This window comes from Flavisolibacter ginsengisoli DSM 18119 (assembly GCF_900129295.1).
In the GTDB taxonomy this organism is placed as follows: domain Bacteria; phylum Bacteroidota; class Bacteroidia; order Chitinophagales; family Chitinophagaceae; genus Flavisolibacter; species Flavisolibacter ginsengisoli.
On record NZ_FQUU01000013.1, the window covers coordinates 96,503 to 116,045 of the forward strand.

Here is a 19,543-nt window from a genome sequence, read left to right on the forward strand (position 1 = left end):
GGAATAGTATTAAAAGCAAACTTGTGAACATCTTAACGGTCTCTCCATGCATCCGCTTTAGTTTTTATACGTCTTATTAAAATAAAATACAACGATTAACTTTAATAGTTTAAAGATTTTGCTTTTTATGCGATTTGCACCAATTATAATTACAGTATTCCTCCTTGCTTCAGGCACTGTTCTAAATGCACAAAGGATAATATATTCCCAGCCCGGTAACGATGATACTCGTAGAATGAACTTCGAGGTTATAGGTAAGGTGTCTGGTAATTTCCTGATCTATAAGAATAGCCGCAATAAAAGCTATGTAAGCGTGTACAACAATGAAATGGAAGAAGTAAGTAAGGTCGAACAGGATTATATACCGGAAGATAAGTTGATCAATGTGGACTTCTTCGCTTACAATGATTTTAGTTATATTATCTACCAGTACCAGAAAAAGAATGTTGTCTACTGTAATGCGGTGAAGGTTGACGGTAATGGTAAAAGGGCCTCAGATATCCTCACCCTGGATACTTCGCATATAGGATTTACGGCCAGTAATAAGATCTACTCCACCATAACTAATGAGAATAAGTCAAAACTTATGGTATTCAAGATCAACTCAAAGAATAAATCGAGGTTTATCATTACAACCCTACTTTTTGATGCCGAACTGATGCTTCAAAAGCGCAACCAGTTTACTATGGATATGGAGGAAAGGGATGATAACCTGGATGAGTTCAATATTGATAATGATGGGGATCTTGTATTTGTTAAGTTCAACAGGAATAATAATGAAACAATTAACCGTACTATCTTATTCTGGAAGCCTGCAGCAGTAGATACGGTAACAGCAATAGAAGTACCGCAGGATAAGATACTTTTAGATGAATTGCATGTAAAAGTTGATAATTCCAATAAGCGATACTTTCTCACTTCCTTTTATTACACCAAGAAAAGAGGAAATATTGAAGGGTTTTATTTTTATGTGTGGGATAAACTATCCAGGCAGCCGATTCTGCAGAATGCTGTGGCCCTCGGGGAAGATATAAGAAACGACGCAAAGGGTGATGCGAATATAAAAATGGCTTTCAATGATTATTTTGTCAGAAATATTGTAATTAAAAAGGATGGTGGATTTGTTATAAATGCTGAATCCTATTACACTACCTCACGTAATAATAACTGGAACAGGTATAATTATCTATACGGATACCCTTTGTCCACCTATGATTATTACAGCATGTATTCTCCATATTACAGCAATTGGTATTGGAGAGACAGGTATTACAACAATCAAAATGTAAGAAGGCATGCGGATAATGTAACCATTCTTTCCTTTGATAAAACCGGAAAGCTGGAATGGAGCGGCGTCATTCATAAAGAGCAATATGATGATGAATCTGACGACAGGATATCCTACCTTATGGCCAATACGGGTAGCCAGATTCACTATCTTTTTAATGTTGATGAAAGAAGGGCCTTACTGTTGAATGATTACACCCTTTCTCCTGGTGGAGAGTTGAATCATAACCCTACTTTAAAGAACCTGGACAGGGGTTATGAATTTTTACCTAAGTATGGCAAACAGGTAAGTAGTTACCAGTTGATCATTCCGTGTTACTATCGCAATTACATTTGCTTTGCTAAAATCGAATTTAATTAATAGCATTGCTATGTGATTGGACTGTTTAAACAAAAATCTCCAGGTAATGTCGTTGTCCTGCTGATCTTTGGCCTATTATTGAAGCTGCCACTATTCTTATTTCCAAAGAATATTACTTTTTCTGAACAGGATGGACCATTATACCAGTGGTTTATTGGTATGCTGCCTGCAAATAATGGGCTGCTTTGCAGTTTGATTTCATTTGGCTTATTGTACCTGCAGGCTTTATTAATTACTTACCTGGCCAATGAGTATCGTATGATGGCAAGGCAGAACTTCCTGCCCGGAATGTCATACCTGATGATTACATCTTTGTTGCCGGAATGGAGTTATTTATCTGCACCTCTTTTAAGCGCTACTTTTATTATTTGGATATTCATTACGCTTTTCCGGTTATATAATTCTCCTATTGCAAAAGCACAGGTGTATAATATTGGCTTAATAACAGGGTTAAGCTCCTATATCTACTTTCCTTCTGCCTGTTTTATTATATGCATAATTTTAGGACTAATGATCCTGAAACCTTTTAGGTTTAACGAGATCATTTTGTTCCTTCTTGGCTGTATTACGCCTTATTATTTTTATGGCATATACCTTTTTCTGACTGACAGGTTGAACTTTAAGAATTTTGTGCCCGAAGTTTCTTTTGCTGTTCCCCAGCTTAAAAACTCTCTGTGGCTGGCCATTAGTACCTTTCTTATTGCGATTCCTTTTATTATGGGAGGCTATTATATCCAGACACATTTAAGAAAAATGCTTATCCAGGTAAGAAAGAACTGGAGCATCATATTACTGTATCTTTTATTATCCTTTTTCGTTCCCTTTATTAACAGCCATCATGCGCTCCAGGCATGGATGCTTATAGCTGCCCCTTTTGCCCTTTTTCATGCCTGTGCGTATTTCTACCAGACCAGGAAAATCATATCATCGTTATTATTTATTATGGCTATTGGCTATATCCTGTATATGCAATATGGTACTGCAACAGTGCATTAAAAGGAAAAATGACCTCTGCAAACTATCTTTGCAGTTCAAAACTTAATATATGAAGTTTGGTGTTGTGGTTTTCCCAGGCTCTAATTGCGACAGAGATATGTACAACGCCCTGGTACATGACCTAAACCAGGAATGTATAATGTTGTGGCATAAAGACAGTGATCTTTCTGAATTTACTACTGAGGACTGTATTGTACTTCCCGGGGGATTTTCTTATGGAGATTATTTGCGTACAGGTGCCATAGCCCGATTTAGCCCCATCATGCAAAGCATTATTGAGTTTGCTAAAAATGGAGGCAAAGTATTAGGCGTATGTAATGGCTTTCAGATCTTATGCGAATCTCATTTACTGCCGGGTGCATTATTACGTAACAATAACCAGCAATATGTCTGCAAAAACCTGTATATAAAGGACGTCCAGGATAAGGTTTATAAGATACCAATTGCACATGGCGAAGGCCGTTATTATGCCGATGATGCAACGCTGGATATCCTGGAAAAAAATAACCAGGTTCTATTCCGTTATTGTGATGAAAAAGGAAATTTAGTTCCTGAAGCTAACCCCAATGGTTCAGTCCGAAATATTGCGGGTATCTGTAATGAAACCCGAAATGTTTTTGGTATGATGCCCCATCCTGAAAGAGCTTGTTCTTCATTATTAGGAAATACTGACGGCAGGAAAATTTTCGAGATATTGTTTTCCGAGGTGATGGAAGGTGTCATTTAAGGTTTCCTTACCCCTACTTTAACAAGTTTTCAAATTTTAATATTAGAAATTTGTTGACATAAATCTGGAGCATGAAAAGATTACTATTGATTCTTAGTGTTTTCTTCACTGTGGCTGTTGCATCAGCGCAAAACATCAATCCTGTTAGTTGGACATTTACCAGTAAAAAATTGGGAGATAAGGAATACGAAATACAAATGTTGGCTACAATTCAGCAAGGATGGCATTTATACTCTCAATCTCAACCTGCAGACGCTATAGCACAACCCACTTCATTTCAATTCAATAAGAACCCTTTATTGGATATGAGTGGTAAAGTGAAGGAAGTTGGCAAAATGGAAAAATTCAAGGATAAGACCCTGGATGTTTCTGCCAATCAATACAGTAATAAAGTGTTATTTGTACAGAAAGTGAAAATAAAGGGAAAGGCAAAAACCAATGTAACGGGCAAGTTGGAATTTCAAACTTGTAACGATGAGAAATGTCTGCCTCCTAAATCTGTGAATTTCTCAATAGCCTTAAAATAATATGAACCATTAGTTCAGCAAAACGAGTTCTTTTTAAGGACTCGTTTTGCTTTAAATACAGGAAGATGAAAGCAATCGTTCAGGCCGGCTTATTTATATTTTTTATACTGGCAGGAGTTTTAACACATGCGCAAGATTCAATTCAGCCATTTAAATGGAATGTTAGCAGTAAAAAAATCAGTGCTAACCAATACCAATTGATATTCTCAACAACTGGAAATAAAGGTTGGGATTTGTACGCTCCGGATCAATTATTAAGTGAGGTGCCCACCACCGAATTGCAATTGTCCGATTCGTCTATAATGGTTACAAATGGTTATGCCGATTCCGGTTATTTTAAAAAAACGCACAGCCCCTTATTTGATACTGTTGTAAAGACCTACGAGGGGCCTGCTACCTGGAAAAAAACCATAACTTTTCCAGGGGTTATTCCTGGTCATCTTCAGGGCACTTTATTGTATACTTATGGTAGGGGTGAAGAATTCTATCCTTCTACCGCACTTTCATTTAATGTTTCATTGGAAGGAGGAGTAAACACCACGGCCCAAATAAAAGTACCTACTATAGACCTCAAAAACCCTGTTAATAATTGTGGGGACGATGATACTGCAGATAAAAGCTTGTTTTCTATTTTTCTCCTTGGGTTTATTGGAGGACTAATCGCTCTTATTACACCTTGTGTCTTCCCATTAATTCCCTTGACAGTTTCCTTCTTCACCAAAAAGTCCGGAACCCGGAAAAAGGGAATACAAAACGCATTGCTTTATGGGCTAAGTATATTTATAATCTATGCCTTATTAAGTGTACCGTTTCATCTTTTAAGCAGTGTAAACCCTGAGATATTAAATAATATATCTACCAATGTTTGGTTGAACCTTACATTTTTCGTGGTGTTCATATTTTTCGCTCTTTCTTTCTTTGGACTTTATGAGATTGGTTTGCCAAGTGGTTTAGCCAGTAAAATAGATTCCAGGGCAGGTATGAGTAATTTCTGGGGCATCTTCTTTATGGCTCTTACACTTGCTATTGTTAGTTTTTCCTGTACAGGACCTATACTAGGTTCCCTGCTTGCGGGTGTGCTGACGAGTGATAATGGAGCTACCCAATTAACTTTTGGAATGTCAGGCTTTGGGTTGGGGCTTGCACTTCCCTTTGCTCTTTTTGCCTTATTCCCTAACTGGCTTCAATCGCTCCCCAAATCAGGAGGATGGCTTAATTCAGTCAAAGTAGTATTGGGGTTCCTGGAACTGGCCCTGGCCATAAAGTTCCTTTCAAATGCTGACCTGGTTAAGCAATGGCATCTGTTGGAAAGAGAAGTGTTTATTGCCCTATGGATTTTAATAGGAATAGCTATTGTACTTTACCTGCTTGGCATTATCAGGTTTGGACATGATAGTAAACCTCGTTTTTCAAAGACAAGGGTCTTCTTTATCGCCTTATTCGGATTATTTACCCTGTACCTGGTGCCTGGGGTAACAAATACCAAATGGGCAAGACTCACGCTTATCAGTGGATTCCCGCCTCCCTACGGTTATAGTATTTACCAACACCCTGTAAATTATGAAACAGGGGTAGAGCCGCTTCATAACCAGTATGCAAAGGCATTGCAAATGGCACGTGAACAAAATAAGCCCGTATTAATTGACTTTACAGGTTGGGCATGCGTCAATTGCAGAAGGATGGAAGAAAATGTATGGACAAATGAAGAAGTAAAGGAATTAATGAAAAATGATTTTATAGTCGTTTCCCTGTATGTAGATGAGAGGCAGCAATTACCAGCATCAGAGCAATTTGTTTATAACACCAAGTCAGGTACCGAAAAACCCATTATAACTGTGGGAGATAAGTGGGCAACTTTTCAATCTGAGAATTTTAATGCCGTTTCCCAGCCTCAATATGCCATTATTTCTGCCGATGAAGTGGCTTTGACTAAAACCAAAGCATATACACCATCAGCAGGTCAGTTCCGGGATTGGCTGAAATGCGGGCTGGATGCATATAAAAAGAGTAAAAAATAGGGTATACCTATTAATTCACCTTTGATCAAAGGGTTAGAAACAATAAAGCCACTCCAGGGAGTGGCTTTATTGTGTATTGTCGTACAATTAGTATTCATCTTCATTAAAAAGGAAATCATCCTGTGAAGGGTAATCCGGCCATATATCCTCAATACTTTCATACACCTCTCCTTCATCTTCGAGCTCCTGCAGGTTTTCTATTACTTCAATAGGCGCTCCCGAACGGATTGAATAATCGATCAATTCGTCCTTTGTCGCTGGCCAGGGTGCCTCTTCCAGGTAGGATGCTAATTCTAACGTCCAAAACATCTTTGTAGGTTTTTGATTGATTTTATTGAGATGGTGAAGTATAATTTCCATGCCAGTTTACAACAAACGGCCATTATATTGAACCCCCCAAATTTTTCGCAAATGTAGGTGTAATAACTAATTTTCCAAATGTTGAATATTATATGGTTAAAAACAGGGATTGAACTTTGCCGGGCAGTATTGTTTATGGATATTTGAATAATTCTAAAGATGCTAACAGCCAGGGATATACATAAAAAATACGGAACAATAGAAGTACTGAAAGGTGTAGAAATTTCTATAAATACCGGTGAAATCGTAAGTATTGTAGGCCCTTCAGGTTCTGGTAAGTCCACTTTGTTGCATATTTTAGGCACTCTTGATAAGCCCGATAAAGGGGAAGTTATGTTGCATGATATCAATGTGACCAATCTTTCAGGCAAAAAACTGGCTGATTTCCGTAATAAGCATATTGGGTTCGTATTCCAGTTTCATCACTTGCTTCCGGAGTTTTCTGCTTTGGAAAATGTATGTATTCCCGGATGGATCTCTGGAAATAATAAAAATGAAGTAAAGAAAAGGGCAGGGGAGCTGCTTAATTTATTGGGGCTTAGCCATAGGTTGCATAACAAACCGGGTGCTTTATCAGGCGGGGAGCAGCAGCGGGTAGCCGTGGCAAGGGCGCTTATCAATAATCCTGATATTGTATTTGCAGATGAACCTACAGGAAACCTGGATACAGCAAATGCCCGTGAACTTCACCAACTCTTCTTTAAATTAAGAAAGGAATTTAACCAGACATTCCTTATTGTTACCCATAATGAAGAACTTGCACAACTAAGTGACCGTAAACTCACTATGAAAGATGGTAAGATCGTATTTGAGGTTGATCTGGAGATTGAAACCTGAGGAGCTTACAAAAAATTTCTACTGACCAATTCTCGGATTCCATTTTATCTCATCTACCCCAAGCTTAAGACCCACATAGCGGGCAAGGGTAAAAAGATAATCGCTAAGCCGGTTCAGGTATTGGATCACCTTTTCATCAATAAATAGTTCATGTTGTTGCATATTTACTGCCAGCCTTTCTGCCCGGCGGCATACACAACGTACTATATGAATAGAAGAAACTATTGGATGTCCTCCAGGAAGTATAAAGGATTTCATCTCTGGCAACCGGGATGTCATCAGGTCTATACTGTTTTCCAGTATGGTTATATCTGATTGGTGAAGGTCCGGCAATCTCATTTTAGTTTCTTTCTCTGCATCTGTTGCCAAAGAAGAACCTATTGTAAAAAGCCTGTCCTGGATCTCTCTTAATTCATAGATAAACTCCGCATCATTCAACTGGTCATTAATTAATCCTATCCAGGAGTTTAATTCATCTACTGTGCCATAAGTTTCAATCCGTATATCATTCTTAGGCACTTTCGTTCCCCCAATTAATGAAGTATTGCCTTTGTCTCCTGTCTTTGTATAGATCTTGAAAGCCATTTCATTTATTATTTAACCAGCAATTGCTCTTTCCTGACGTCACTTTCTATGATGCCGTCCTTCAATCGTACGATTCTGTGTGCAAATTCAGCTATATCAACTTCATGAGTTACAAGGATTACCGTATTTCCTCCCGCATGTATTTTACTGAATATCTCCATGATCTCGTGAGAGGTTTTCGAATCCAGGTTACCTGTAGGCTCATCGGCAAGGATGATAGAGGGATCATTCACCAATGCTCTGGCAATGGCTACTCTTTGATTTTGTCCTCCACTCATCTCATTGGGTTTGTGGTGGCTCCTATCCGCCAGGTTCACCCTTGATAGTACCTCAAGGGCTTTTTCCATTCTTTGCTTACGGGGTACGCCAGCATATACAAGTGGTAGTGCAACATTTTCAGCCGCCGTCAACCGGGGAAGCAGGTTGAATTGCTGGAATACAAAACCAATCTCTTTATTCCTGACATCTGCAAGGTCATTATCCGCCATTGAGCTAACATCATGACCATTCAATATATACGTTCCACTGGTAGGTGTATCCAGGCAACCCAGTATATTCATTAGGGTGCTTTTGCCTGAACCGGAAGGCCCCATTAATGCTACATATTCATTCTTTAAAATATCAAAGGAGATACCTTTCAATACTTCAATGACTTGTTTTCCCAGGTAGTAATTTTTCTTGATATTGTCCAGGTGTATGATGGCCTCCATTACATTAAGATTAATCTGGTTTTTTGATCACTTTAGGTACTTTGAAAAACTGGCTATCATGCAAAGGCGCATTTCTTAAGGCTTCTTCCTGGGTAAGCATGTTTTTTACTTCGTCTTCACGAAGCATGTTATTATTCCCACTCATATGCAGCAAGGGATCAATACCACTCGTATCAAGTTCTTTCAGCTTATCTACAAATCCTATCATTTTTACAAGATCTGCTTTGATCTCTTCCTTTTCTGCTTCATTAAAATCAAGCATAGAGAGACGGGATAATTTTGCAATAAGGGCGTCATCTACCTGCATTAAACAAATATAAGTACAGATTCATATCAGATCTATGCTTTTGGATAGGTGGTCCTGACAAAAGTTTCCTTTAGTTAGAATGGTTAATTGAACATGAAGAAAAATAATTTTCAAAAGGTTTGTACATTCCTTCCCCTAAGGCTAAGACAAAACTTACCTGGATCTGTTGATCAGTAAGGCAAGGAAGCTTAATTTGACTATTGAGACTTCTTATCTTCGCCATCCCAAAAGAGGATTTATGGCTGCAAAAGAGATTGTATTAAGTGGAATCAGACCTACCGGGTTTTTACACCTGGGAAATTATTTTGGTGCTATGCGCAACTATGTTCGCATGCAGGAAGATTATGAATGTTATTTTTTCGTTGCCGACTGGCATTCCCTTACCACACATCCCGATACCAAAGGGTTAAGGGAAAGTGTATTGAGAGTGATAGCTGAAAACCTGGCGGCAGGTCTTGACCCTGAAAAGGTTAGTTTGTATGTTCAAAGTTCTGTTCCCGAAATTGCGGAGTTATATCTCCTTTTGAATATGCTTGCTTACAAGGGTGAATTGGAGAAGACCGTTACCTTCAAGGATAAGGTGCGTCTGAATCCCCAAAATGTAAACTCAGGCCTTTTGACCTACCCGGTTTTAATGGCTTCAGATATCCTTATTCACCGGGCCAAATATGTACCCGTTGGCAAGGACCAGGAGCAACACCTGGAAATGGCAAGGAACTTCGCACAACGCTTTAACCATAGATATGGTGACCTGTTTCCTGAACCCCTGGCTTTTAACTTTGGAGCTGACCTGGTAAAAGTGCCGAGCCTTGATGGAGCTGGTAAAATGAGTAAGAGCGAAAACCAATATGCTACCCTTTACCTGGCAGATGATGATGACCTGATCCGGAAAAAAGTTATGAAAGCTAAAACAGATGCCGGGCCTACAGAGCCTAATGCTGAAATGCCTGAGTACATAAAAAATATATTTCAGATCATGAGCCTGGTCAGTGAAGAGCAAACAGTAACTAAGTTCCGGGAAGATTTCAATAATGCTAACATCCGGTATGGTGATATGAAAAAACAGTTAGCTGAAGATATGGTCAGGTTTATAGCACCTATCCGGGAAAAAGCTAATGAAATCAGGAATGATGAAAACTATTTGAAAAAGATTATGAAGGAAGGAACTGAAAAGGCGCGCATCAGTGCTACCAAAACAATTGAGGCAGCCCGGGAATTAGCAGGCCTGAAATACTACTAGACAAAAATTAAAGTTTACTCATAAATCTCAGTACTATATTCTATTTTGTGCCCCTTGAATAACTGAACGAATCAGTCCCCATCATTTTATGGCAAAATCTAAAAAGGCAAAACATATTGCAATAGCTGGAAATATTGGTGCAGGAAAAACTACACTTACACAACTTCTTAGTAAGCATTATAAATGGATACCTCATTTCGAGGACGTAGATCACAATCCTTACCTTAATGATTTTTATGAAGACATGCCACGCTGGAGTTTCCAGTTGCAGATATACTTTTTGAATAGCCGTATCAACCAGTTATTAGAGATACATAGAGGTAGTGAGACCGTCATCCAGGATAGGACAATCTATGAAGATGCTAATATTTTTGCTCCCAATCTTCATGAAATGGGCTTGATGACCAAAAGGGATTTTGAAAATTATTATAGCTTCTTTCAAACTCTAAAAACAATGGTTCAGCCTCCCGACCTGCTTATTTACCTGCAGGCTTCTGTTCCTACACTTGTAGGCCAGATCCAGAAGAGAGGAAGAGAATACGAAGAAAACATCCGCCTGGATTATTTAAAACGGCTTAATGAATATTATACCAAGTGGATCGATACATATAAGGAAGGGCCTCTACTGATAATAAACGTAGACGAAAACAAATTTGGCGAAAAGGAAGAAGACCTGGGAATTATAATGAGCAAAATAGACGCCCAGTTATATGGCCTGTTTTAAGCTGATACAGATCTAAGTTTATTGCAATTCTATTTCACTTAAGGGTAATTAGCGTAAGGGGCTGTTTCATCAAGCAGTTGATCTATCTTCTCTAACCAGTCATATTGTATCCTCCTGTTGCGGCTATGATCAGATTCTCCATCATATTCCGCCTGCATGTTTTCTTTCTCTTCCACTATTGCCTTGTAGATCTCATTAACGTCCTTGCGGTATGTTCTCCTGTTAAACTGGTATTCTGAAAGGGCTTTATATAATTTACGGGCAAAAATTTCTGTAATGTCAAAATGCCCCTGCTCGTGAGCTAAAATATATTCCGTTTTCAGCAAGCCCCATGACTTGTGTTTAGAAAAATTACAGCTGATAGAATAGGTAAGTTCTCCATCTTCTACCTGGTAAGCTATTCCCAACGAAGTACTTGTGGAAGCTACCGCATCAGAGTTATTTTTAGGCGCACATAAAAAATCTTCCCATTCTAAACGGCGGCTAAAAGTCCACGGAATAAACTCTTCATTTTCACCTCTTGGATTAATTGATTTCTCTATTCTCGGACTTTTTTTAGTGGCAGTAATGTCTGGTGCGGGTTTTCCCGAAAAGTTTAGAGCAAGGATTATAATATAAAGTAGGTGGTGGTAGCTCATAGTGGTCTAACGCTTATCAGATTCTAAAAATTATGATGGGCTTACTGCAATTAGGTTAAAATAAAAGTAAAAAAGAGAAATTGTATCTGGCGTTAAATGAAGATGAAAGGGGTAAAGGGTATCGACCTAACCCCAAATTTTATAGTTGAAATGATGCCGGATTTATAAGGTTTTAGAGGAAATACGGGGTATGCTCGTTGCCATTACTTACCATTTTATTGAAGTAAAAAAGATTAGGGATTATAAAATGGCACTAAAGGCATTACATATAAGGTTACGAAAAACCCTCCGGGAGGAGGGCATTTCATTTTATAAATACAGAGGATGTGATTTTAAATCTTTGGACCGGCAGCCTTTACTTCTTCTTTTACTCCGGAGGCATATTTCTCAAAATTCTTTTTAAATAATCCAGCGAGGAACAGCGCCTTTTCGTCATAGGCATTTTTATCTGGCCATGTATTCCTTGGAAATAAAAGCTCGGATGGTACACCCGGAACTTCCTTGGGTATAGCAAGGTCAAATAGTTCATCTTTCTGCATTTCAGCATTATTGAGCGCCCCTGATATTGCCGCCGTAATCATAGACCTCGTATAAGCAAGTTTCATTCGTTTGCCCACTCCGTATGGACCACCGTTCCACCCGGTATTTACCAGCCATACATTTACATCATGCTTTTCCATTTTCCTACCCAACATTTCGGCATATTTGCCGGGATGTAAAGGCAAAAATGGTGCGCCAAAACACGCGCTAAAAGTAGGTTTAGGCTCAATTACTCCTTCCTCAGTACCGGCAACTTTGGCTGTATAGCCGGAAATAAATTGATACATGGCCTGTTCCTTTGTCAATTTCGCAATCGGAGGCAATACTCCATAGGCATCGCAGGTCAAAAAGAATAGGTTTTTAGGAATATCTCCAACTGAGGGCTCCTGGGCATTGCTTATAAATTCTATTGGATACGATACCCTGGTATTTTCTGTGATTGAACCATCCTCAAAATTGATCTGGTTGGTACCCTCATAAAACTTTACATTTTCCACAATGGCACCAGGCCTGATAGCATTATAGATTTCTGGTTCATTTTTAGGCGATAGATTAATCAGTTTGGCATAGCAGCCCCCCTCAAAATTAAACACACCATCATTAGCCCATCCATGCTCGTCATCCCCAATCAGTTTCCTGTTAGGATCTGCACTCAATGTTGTTTTGCCAGTACCACTTAGACCAAAGAAAATAGCAGTGTCTCCATCCTCTCCTACATTGGCAGAACAATGCATGCTTAATACATTTTTTTCCTGTGGTAAAATATAATTCAGCACCCCGAAAATGCCTTTTTTAGTTTCACCTGTATAACCTGTGCCAGCTATTAACACGGTTTTATGTTTGAAAGAAACGATCACTGCATTGTATTGCCTGATCCCACATTCTTCCGGGTCAAGACGCAGGTCAGGAGCGGAAATAATATGCCACTCGGGTTTGAAATCATCGAGTTCTTCCTCGGTTGGCCTAAGGAACATGTTGTAAGCAAATAAATTGGTTGAAGGCCTTTCAGTGACCACTCTTATGTTCAACCTGTACCTGGGGTCTGCACAAGCATAACAATCACGCACCCATACTTCTTTTTTACCGTTCAGGTAATCCATCATCTTTTTATGGACAATAAAAAAATACTTCTCCTCGATGGGGATATTGAAATTGTTCCAGTGAATGGTGTTTTCTGTGATTTCGTCTTTTACGGTGAACTTGTCGTTGGGTGATCTTCCGGTAAACTCACCGGTGCAAATGGCAAGGGCTCCTGTGTCTGTTAACTGGCCCTCTCCTAAGCGTAAGGCATCTTGTATTAATTCTTCGGGTGTGGATTGGTAGTGAAGGCTTTCAGTATATTGCAAACCAAGCTTCACTAACTTCTCTTTCGAGATAGTAATTGTAGGTACTGACATATAATAGCAATCGTTTTAAATAAAGTACAAAGGTAAGTCTATAATAATTTCATGCCTGCAACACGTGTCTTATATACACATTGCATAGGAACTGCAAATAGATTAAAATGAAGAAACATTTGCACAACCCAAGAATCGAGCTCCTCAATTTTATCCTGTTTGTTGTTTTATACTAAGGATGGTGATAGCATAAAAATTAAAAAAAAAGGCAGGGTCAGTTAATAAGTTTCATCATTTCGGTTACTTTGCCCGTGTTTAAATTAAAACAAGCATGAAAAATCTTCCTTTAAATCCGGAGTTATTCAAAACGAACAGGAAACGCTTTATAGAAAAAATGAAGCCTGGTTCCATTGCCATATTTGTAAGCAATGATGAAGTGCCCAGCAATGGCGATGCGCTGCATCCTTTCAAACAAAATAGCGACCTGTATTGGCTTTCAGGAATTACACAGGAAGATACAATGGTGGTTTTGTTTCCATCTAACCCCGATCCTAAATATCGTGAAGTGCTGGTTCTGGTAAGGCCTGTAGAATTAAAGGAAAAATGGGATGGCAAACGTTTGAGAAAGGAGGAAGCCATTGAAATGAGTGGCATACAAACAATCGTATGGCTTGATTCTATCGATGCCCTGCTCCAGACCTGGATCCATCTTGCCGATATTATTTACCTGGATACTAATGAAAATGATCGCAAGTCCAGTTTAGTGCGTTCAAGGGATTACCGTTTTGTTGATGAGATGAAAAGCCGCTATCCCTTACATCAATATGAAAGAGCTGCAAAGCTTATGAAAGAGCTTAGGGCCATCAAGACTGAGTATGAGGTAGAAGTAACAAAAAAAGCGGTAGAAATAACTCATAATGCCTTTATCAGGGTTATGAAGTTTATTCACCCGGGTGTTATGGAATATGAAATAGAGGCGGAGATCATACATTCATTTCTTTCACAAAGAGCTTCCGGAGAAGCCTATGGTAGCATTATTGCCAGCGGCGACAGGGCCAGGACCCTGCATTATGTTTCAAATAACCAGGAATGTAAAGATGGTGAACTGGTGCTAATGGATTTTGGTGCTTCCTATGGAGGATACAATGCAGATCTCACACGCACCATTCCCGTAAATGGTAAATTTTCACCCCGCCAGAAAGAAGTATACAATGCCTGCCTTCAGTTGCACAACTATGCCAAGTCCCTCTTAAAGCCTGGCATTACTATCAATGATTATACTGACAAGGTAGGGGATGAGGCTACCAAACTATTTATTCAGATAGGACTACTGAAAGAAAGTGATGTAAAGAATGAAGATCCGGAGAATAGGGCCTATCGCAAATACCTTTACCATGGTATTTCCCATCACCTGGGCCTTGATGTACATGACCTGGGGACTCGTACTGAACCTATTAAAGCTGGAATGCTCTTTACTGCGGAACCAGGAATTTATATTGAAGAAGAAGGAATGGGAATCAGGATCGAGAACAATTTATGGATAACCGAAAATGGAAACATAGATCTGTTCGAAGGTATTCCTATTACAGTAGAGGAAATTGAAGCTATAATGGCAAAATGATCATAAGCCCCATGTGAAGTGGGGCTTTCTTATATATTTGTTGATTAATTATACGCCCTGCGGGGAATGAGCATGAAACAGATACCTAATATTTTTACACTTATCAACCTGGTCTTTGGTTGCATCGCAATAGTGCTCATACTTCAGACAGGCGAAACCATTGTGGTCCTGGATAATATGGGTGCTTCCCAGGTTACGTTGCCTGAGAAGATCTGGCAGGGATCACTCTTTCTTTTTGGAGCAGCCATTGTTGATTTTCTTGATGGCTTCCTGGCTCGTATGCTTAAGGCAAACTCCGAAAAGGGAAAGCAATTGGACTCCTTATGCGATGTCGTTAGTTTTGGTGTAGCCCCGGGGATGATACTTTACCAGTTGCTACGCATAGGGTATGCAAAGGAAGAAAACGGGCTTGATGTTTCCTTGATGGCATTGTTACCAGCCTTTATCTTTTCTGCTGCTGTAGCCTGGCGCCTGGCAAAATTCAACATCAGCACTAACCAAACTTATAGTTTCAAAGGTGTGCCCTGTCCTGCAGCTGGCTTGCTGGTCGCTTCCTTCCCCCTGATTATCTGGTACGAGACACTTGGCTTACAACAGCTATTCATCAATGTATGGTTCCTTTACTTTGTTATTTTAGCTGTTAGTTATCTCATGGTCAGTAACAGGAGCTTTATGGCCTTTAAATTCACAGATTATTCCTTCAAGAACAATTCGGTTAAATATACATTACTGGTATTATCCGTAATAAGCATCATCTGGCTGAAATGGCTGGCTGTGCCTGTTATTTTTGTATTATACCTGGTATTCTCCATGTTTTCCAAAGAGCCTCCTCCTATGGTAACTGATGTTCATAAGCAAACACTGGACGTCACTGTTTAAGTCCGGCAGGCTTGCATGGTATAAAAACAACCTCATTCAACATACAATAAAGAAGGGTAGCAAAACTTTTCCTTAGGTTTGCCGGATAAATTTTTTGAGAAATGAAGTTCACCGTCCAGGTTAAAGTAATGCCCTTAAAAGAATTACTCGATCCGCAAGGGAAAGCAGTAATGACAGGGCTCGGAAATTTAGGATTGAAAGCCATTGAAGATGTACGCATTGGAAAAAATATCAGTCTCCAGGTGGAAGCCAATTCAGCAGAAGAGGCAAAACAAATAGCTGAAGAAGCCAGTAAAAAGCTATTAGCAAACCCGGTAATGGAATATTTTGAAATTACTGCTGTTTGATGTCTGATTCAATAAATGCTGTTAGATTCAAAACTGTTATTGTAATAATAGCTATCCTTCAATGCAATAAGCAGAAACTGATAAAATGGCAAAGCTGTAATAAATTGAATCCCTAAACAGGAAGTAATGGCAACTAGCGGAATGCTTTACCTTGTACCCACGCCTATCGGCAACCTGAAAGATATTACAATAAGAGCACTGGAAGTATTGCAACAGGTAGATGTTATCCTGGCCGAAGATACAAGGACCTCTTCTAAATTGTTGAACCACTACCAGGTAAACAAGCCGCTTTCCCCCTACCACCAGCATAACGAACATAAAATTGTTCAGCACCTGGTTGACCAGCTCTTAGCTGGAAAAACTATGGCTGTTATTACAGATGCCGGCACACCTGGCATATCCGATCCGGCTTTTTTATTGGTTAGGGAGTGCATCCGCAACAATATCAAAGTAGAAACTTTGCCTGGGGCTACAGCCTTTGTTCCTGCGCTTGTTAATAGTGGACTTACAACAAACAGGTTTTCATTTGAAGGTTTTTTGCCCTTAAAAAAGGGCAGGCATACCCTGCTCACAAAGCTGGCAACAGAAGAAAGAACCATGATTTTTTATGAGTCTCCTTTAAGATTGGTAAAAACCCTGGCCGATCTCATCACTTATTTTGGTGCTGAAAGGAAATGCTCAGTTAGCAGGGAACTGACAAAAATGTTTGAAGAAAATGCCAGGGGTACTTTACAGGAAGTTCACGATCATTTTCAAACTAAAAATGTTAAGGGCGAAATTGTAATTATTGTTGAGGGTAGTGATACATAATGGCATTAAAATTTCATAGACAATGAAAAATAAACTATGAAAAGAAATCTGTTACTGCTGGTGCTAGGTCTGCTGACTCTGGGAGCAACCAGTTTTGCCCAAAGTGATAATGTACCCCAGGCTGTTAAAGAAACATTTACAAAACAATATCCGGCTGCGGAAAATGTAGAATACAAGGATAATCTTCTGAACGTTTGGGTGAATTTCACTTTGAATGGAGATACTTTAAAGGCGAACTATACTAAAAAAGGTGTTTGGGAAAACACTGAAAAATCTATAACATACGATCAATTACCAGATGCGGTAAAGGATGGATTCTTAAAGAGTAAATATGCAGATCGTGAGGTGGAAGAAACAAAGATCATTTACAGGGCAGGCGGAACAGAACGTTACCGGCTGAAGACAAGGAAAAATGATCTTCAAAAGAAATACCTGTATTTTAATGAGAAAGGACAGTTAGTTGAAGATTCTATAGCTATTTAATTCATTCTAATAATTAGTGAACCCTGCATCATGCAGGGTTTTTATTTTTATTATAACACTCATTTGTCGAAATTTACCGCTAAAGCATTTGAGCACCTGATAACCTTAGCCCCAGGCAATGAATGATTGTAACCTTATGCATAAACAATAGACAATACATACATATGAAGCAACCCTTTGTTCCGTTACTTATTATTTTACTGTTTCTTTCCTGCACCCTATTTGCCCAGCCCGACAGGTGGCAGCAAAGAGTGAAATACACTATGAATATTGATATGAATGTGCAAACCAATCAATATAAGGGAAAACAAAATATTGAATACTGGAATAATTCTCCCGATACCCTGCACAGGGTTTTCTTCCATTTATATTGGAATGCATTTCAGCCAAACAGTATGATGGATGTGCGCAGCCGCAGGCAGGGCACCATTATCATGGGAAAAGACAGGAATGGCAATGAAGTAGCCGATTGGGATCCAAGGGTGGAAGACAGGATCCTAAATCTTACTCCAGAGGAGATCGGCTACGAAAAGGTGTCTGTTATTAAAATGAATGGGCGCATTCAAAAAACAAAATTGCACGAGACCATCCTGGAAGTAATGCTGGATAAGCCAATACTACCTAAGTCTAAAGTAATATTCGATATGGATTGGGATGCCCAGGTACCCCTGCAGGTGCGCCGAAGCGGTAGGGATAATCCATCTACAATGGTTCGCTATACAATGACACAATGGTATCCTAAGTTGGTGGAATATGATTATGAAGGATGGCACCCAACACCCTATATTGCCAGGGAATTTTATGGAGTGTGGGGCGATTATGATGTTAAGATCAATATAGACGGAAGTTATTTGTTGGGCGGATCAGGAACCGTTGTAAATGCTAAAGAAGTGGGTTATGGCTATGCATCCCCGACATCAAAAGGTCCTGCCTCAAAGGCAAAGACTTTGACATGGCATTTTGTAGCTCCCAATGTGCATGATTTTGCATGGGCGGCTGATCCTGAGTATAAACACATTGTTCGCCAGGTGCCAGGTGGTCCAACCATTAATGTAATCTACAATGGTCAGCCTTCCAGGGATGTATGGGAAGATATGAGCGATGCAGCACGTTCAGGCTACAAAAACGATTTCAATAATTATGTTCAGAAATGGGATGAGCAATGGGAAACAGTAGCCAATGCGGCCGTCACCGTGCTTCCTTATATTGAAAAAACGTTTGGAGCATATCCTTACAAGCAATACTCTTTTATTCATGGCGGTGATGGGGGTATGGAATATCCTAACTGCACCATGATCTCGGGTCCTTCATTGGGCACTGCCTTCCATGAATGGATGCATAGCTGGTACCAGGGCATGTTGGGTACCAATGAATCATTATACCCATGGATGGATGAAGGTTTTACAGAGTTTGCAACCAATAAGGTAGAGGAATATTATCGCCAGCAAGTACTAAGAAAAGCCTTGCTCAATAATCCTGAAGCTTTGAAGCGGTCAGATTCTATAGCAAATGTGAAACCTCTTTTACAAGCTCCAAATTATAATGGCTATTTCAGGCTGGTGAAAAGTGGAAAAGAAGAACCAATGAGTACACATTCCGACCATTATAATACCAATTATGCCTACAGTAATGCAGCGTATTCAAAGGGTGCTGTATTCCTGGAACAATTGGGATACATTATCGGGGCTAAAGCCAGGGACCAGGTTATGCTGGAGTATTATCGTCAATGGCGTTTTAAACATCCTAATGCAAATGACTTTATTCGTGTGGCTGAAAAACTGAGTAATATTCAATTGGATTGGTACAAGGAATATTGGATCAGCTCTACCAAAACAATTGACTATGCCATAGACTCTTTATGGCAGAGCGGTAATGGAACGAATATCCGTCTGCGTGATATTGGAATGATGCCTATGCCTATAGATGTTAAGGTGACATTTAAAGATGGTACAAGTGAGTGGCATTATATTCCTATGTCATTGATGTTTGGCGAAAAGCCGGCTGAAGAAGGGCAGGAAGGGCGTAAGGTATATGAGGAGTGGAAATGGACACATCCCACTTACGAGATCAGTACTTCCAGGAAGCTTACTGATATCACTTCCGTGGAGATAGATCCGTCGTACAGAATGGCAGATGTGGAAAGGAAAAATAACCGGTTGGAATTAAAATGGTAAGTTGATTCTACGTGTTTATAAAAAAGCCTCAACCA

20 protein-coding genes are annotated in these 19,543 nt (G+C 39.5%); 14 read left to right on the top strand and 6 right to left on the bottom strand.

Features of this window, described 5'->3' with window-relative positions; translation table 11 throughout:
• The first annotated feature begins 127 nt into the window (after positions 1–127).
• From BUA53_RS14850 to BUA53_RS14870, 5 genes are all read left to right on the top strand, one after another.
• A complete protein-coding gene (locus BUA53_RS14850; protein ID WP_072836171.1) occupies positions 128–1,648 on the top strand; it encodes a hypothetical protein in 1,521 nt (506 codons plus the stop codon).
• A gap of 12 nt (positions 1,649–1,660) precedes the next feature.
• Entirely contained in the window at positions 1,661–2,644 is a 984-nt protein-coding gene (locus BUA53_RS14855; RefSeq protein WP_072836172.1) for a hypothetical protein, read from the top strand.
• 49 nt (positions 2,645–2,693) lie between these two features.
• A complete protein-coding gene (purQ, locus tag BUA53_RS14860; RefSeq protein ID WP_072836173.1) occupies positions 2,694–3,371 on the top strand; it encodes a phosphoribosylformylglycinamidine synthase subunit PurQ in 678 nt (225 codons plus the stop codon).
• Positions 3,372–3,442: 71 nt separating this feature from the next.
• Complete coding sequence (locus tag BUA53_RS14865) at positions 3,443–3,898, top strand: protein-disulfide reductase DsbD domain-containing protein (protein ID WP_072836174.1); 456 nt, start codon at positions 3,443–3,445, stop codon at positions 3,896–3,898.
• 65 nt (positions 3,899–3,963) lie between these two features.
• Entirely contained in the window at positions 3,964–5,916 is a 1,953-nt protein-coding gene (locus tag BUA53_RS14870) for a protein-disulfide reductase DsbD family protein (RefSeq protein ID WP_072836175.1), read from the top strand.
• Between the two features lie 87 nt (positions 5,917–6,003).
• On the opposite strand, the gene BUA53_RS14875 is transcribed toward BUA53_RS14870, so the two are convergent.
• Positions 6,004–6,225, bottom strand: coding sequence for a DUF2795 domain-containing protein (locus tag BUA53_RS14875; protein ID WP_072836228.1), 222 nt, complete (start codon positions 6,223–6,225; stop codon positions 6,004–6,006).
• A 210-nt stretch (positions 6,226–6,435) separates the two neighbouring features.
• Between BUA53_RS14875 and BUA53_RS14880 the strand changes: the two genes are divergently transcribed.
• Positions 6,436–7,113, top strand: a complete 678-nt coding sequence (locus tag BUA53_RS14880; RefSeq protein ID WP_072836176.1) for an ABC transporter ATP-binding protein — start codon at positions 6,436–6,438, stop codon at positions 7,111–7,113.
• Between the two features lie 18 nt (positions 7,114–7,131).
• Here the strand turns inward: BUA53_RS14880 and BUA53_RS14885 are convergent, their stop codons facing one another.
• From BUA53_RS14885 to gatC, 3 genes are read right to left on the bottom strand one after another with little or no spacing between them, the layout of a single operon-like run.
• On the bottom strand, positions 7,132–7,698 hold the full coding sequence (locus BUA53_RS14885; protein ID WP_072836177.1) for a cob(I)yrinic acid a,c-diamide adenosyltransferase: 567 nt from the start codon (positions 7,696–7,698) through the stop codon (positions 7,132–7,134).
• A gap of 8 nt (positions 7,699–7,706) precedes the next feature.
• Entirely contained in the window at positions 7,707–8,408 is a 702-nt protein-coding gene (locus BUA53_RS14890; protein WP_072836178.1) for an ABC transporter ATP-binding protein, read from the bottom strand.
• 10 nt (positions 8,409–8,418) lie between these two features.
• Positions 8,419–8,715, bottom strand: coding sequence for an Asp-tRNA(Asn)/Glu-tRNA(Gln) amidotransferase subunit GatC (gene gatC, locus BUA53_RS14895; protein ID WP_072836179.1), 297 nt, complete (start codon positions 8,713–8,715; stop codon positions 8,419–8,421).
• 238 nt (positions 8,716–8,953) lie between these two features.
• Between gatC and trpS the strand changes: the two genes are divergently transcribed.
• Together trpS and BUA53_RS14905 are read left to right on the top strand one after the other, a co-directional pair.
• Positions 8,954–9,955: a tryptophan--tRNA ligase gene (gene trpS, locus BUA53_RS14900; protein ID WP_072836180.1), complete on the top strand. Its 1,002-nt coding sequence runs from the start codon at positions 8,954–8,956 to the stop codon at positions 9,953–9,955.
• An 88-nt stretch (positions 9,956–10,043) separates the two neighbouring features.
• Positions 10,044–10,679, top strand: coding sequence for a deoxynucleoside kinase (locus tag BUA53_RS14905; RefSeq protein WP_072836181.1), 636 nt, complete (start codon positions 10,044–10,046; stop codon positions 10,677–10,679).
• Between the two features lie 38 nt (positions 10,680–10,717).
• Here BUA53_RS14905 and BUA53_RS14910 read toward each other — a convergent pair whose 3' ends face one another.
• Positions 10,718–11,317 (bottom strand): DUF922 domain-containing protein, encoded by a 600-nt coding sequence (locus BUA53_RS14910; protein WP_072836182.1) that lies wholly within the window; start codon positions 11,315–11,317, stop codon positions 10,718–10,720.
• A gap of 332 nt (positions 11,318–11,649) precedes the next feature.
• Entirely contained in the window at positions 11,650–13,254 is a 1,605-nt protein-coding gene (gene pckA, locus BUA53_RS14915) for a phosphoenolpyruvate carboxykinase (ATP) (RefSeq protein ID WP_072836183.1), read from the bottom strand.
• 271 nt (positions 13,255–13,525) lie between these two features.
• Between pckA and BUA53_RS14920 the strand changes: the two genes are divergently transcribed.
• The 6 genes from BUA53_RS14920 (at position 13,526) to BUA53_RS14945 (ending at position 19,508) form a co-directional block, all read left to right on the top strand.
• A complete protein-coding gene (locus BUA53_RS14920) occupies positions 13,526–14,815 on the top strand; it encodes an aminopeptidase P N-terminal domain-containing protein (protein ID WP_072836184.1) in 1,290 nt (429 codons plus the stop codon).
• 72 nt (positions 14,816–14,887) lie between these two features.
• Positions 14,888–15,694: a CDP-alcohol phosphatidyltransferase family protein gene (locus BUA53_RS14925; protein WP_084080124.1), complete on the top strand. Its 807-nt coding sequence runs from the start codon at positions 14,888–14,890 to the stop codon at positions 15,692–15,694.
• Between the two features lie 101 nt (positions 15,695–15,795).
• Entirely contained in the window at positions 15,796–16,041 is a 246-nt protein-coding gene (gene purS, locus BUA53_RS14930; RefSeq protein WP_072836186.1) for a phosphoribosylformylglycinamidine synthase subunit PurS, read from the top strand.
• 126 nt (positions 16,042–16,167) lie between these two features.
• Positions 16,168–16,851: a 16S rRNA (cytidine(1402)-2'-O)-methyltransferase gene (rsmI, locus tag BUA53_RS14935; RefSeq protein ID WP_245793161.1), complete on the top strand. Its 684-nt coding sequence runs from the start codon at positions 16,168–16,170 to the stop codon at positions 16,849–16,851.
• Positions 16,852–16,887: 36 nt separating this feature from the next.
• Positions 16,888–17,334, top strand: a complete 447-nt coding sequence (locus tag BUA53_RS14940) for a PepSY-like domain-containing protein (RefSeq protein WP_072836187.1) — start codon at positions 16,888–16,890, stop codon at positions 17,332–17,334.
• A 164-nt stretch (positions 17,335–17,498) separates the two neighbouring features.
• Positions 17,499–19,508: a M1 family metallopeptidase gene (locus BUA53_RS14945; protein WP_072836188.1), complete on the top strand. Its 2,010-nt coding sequence runs from the start codon at positions 17,499–17,501 to the stop codon at positions 19,506–19,508.
• Positions 19,509–19,543: the final 35 nt, after the last annotated feature.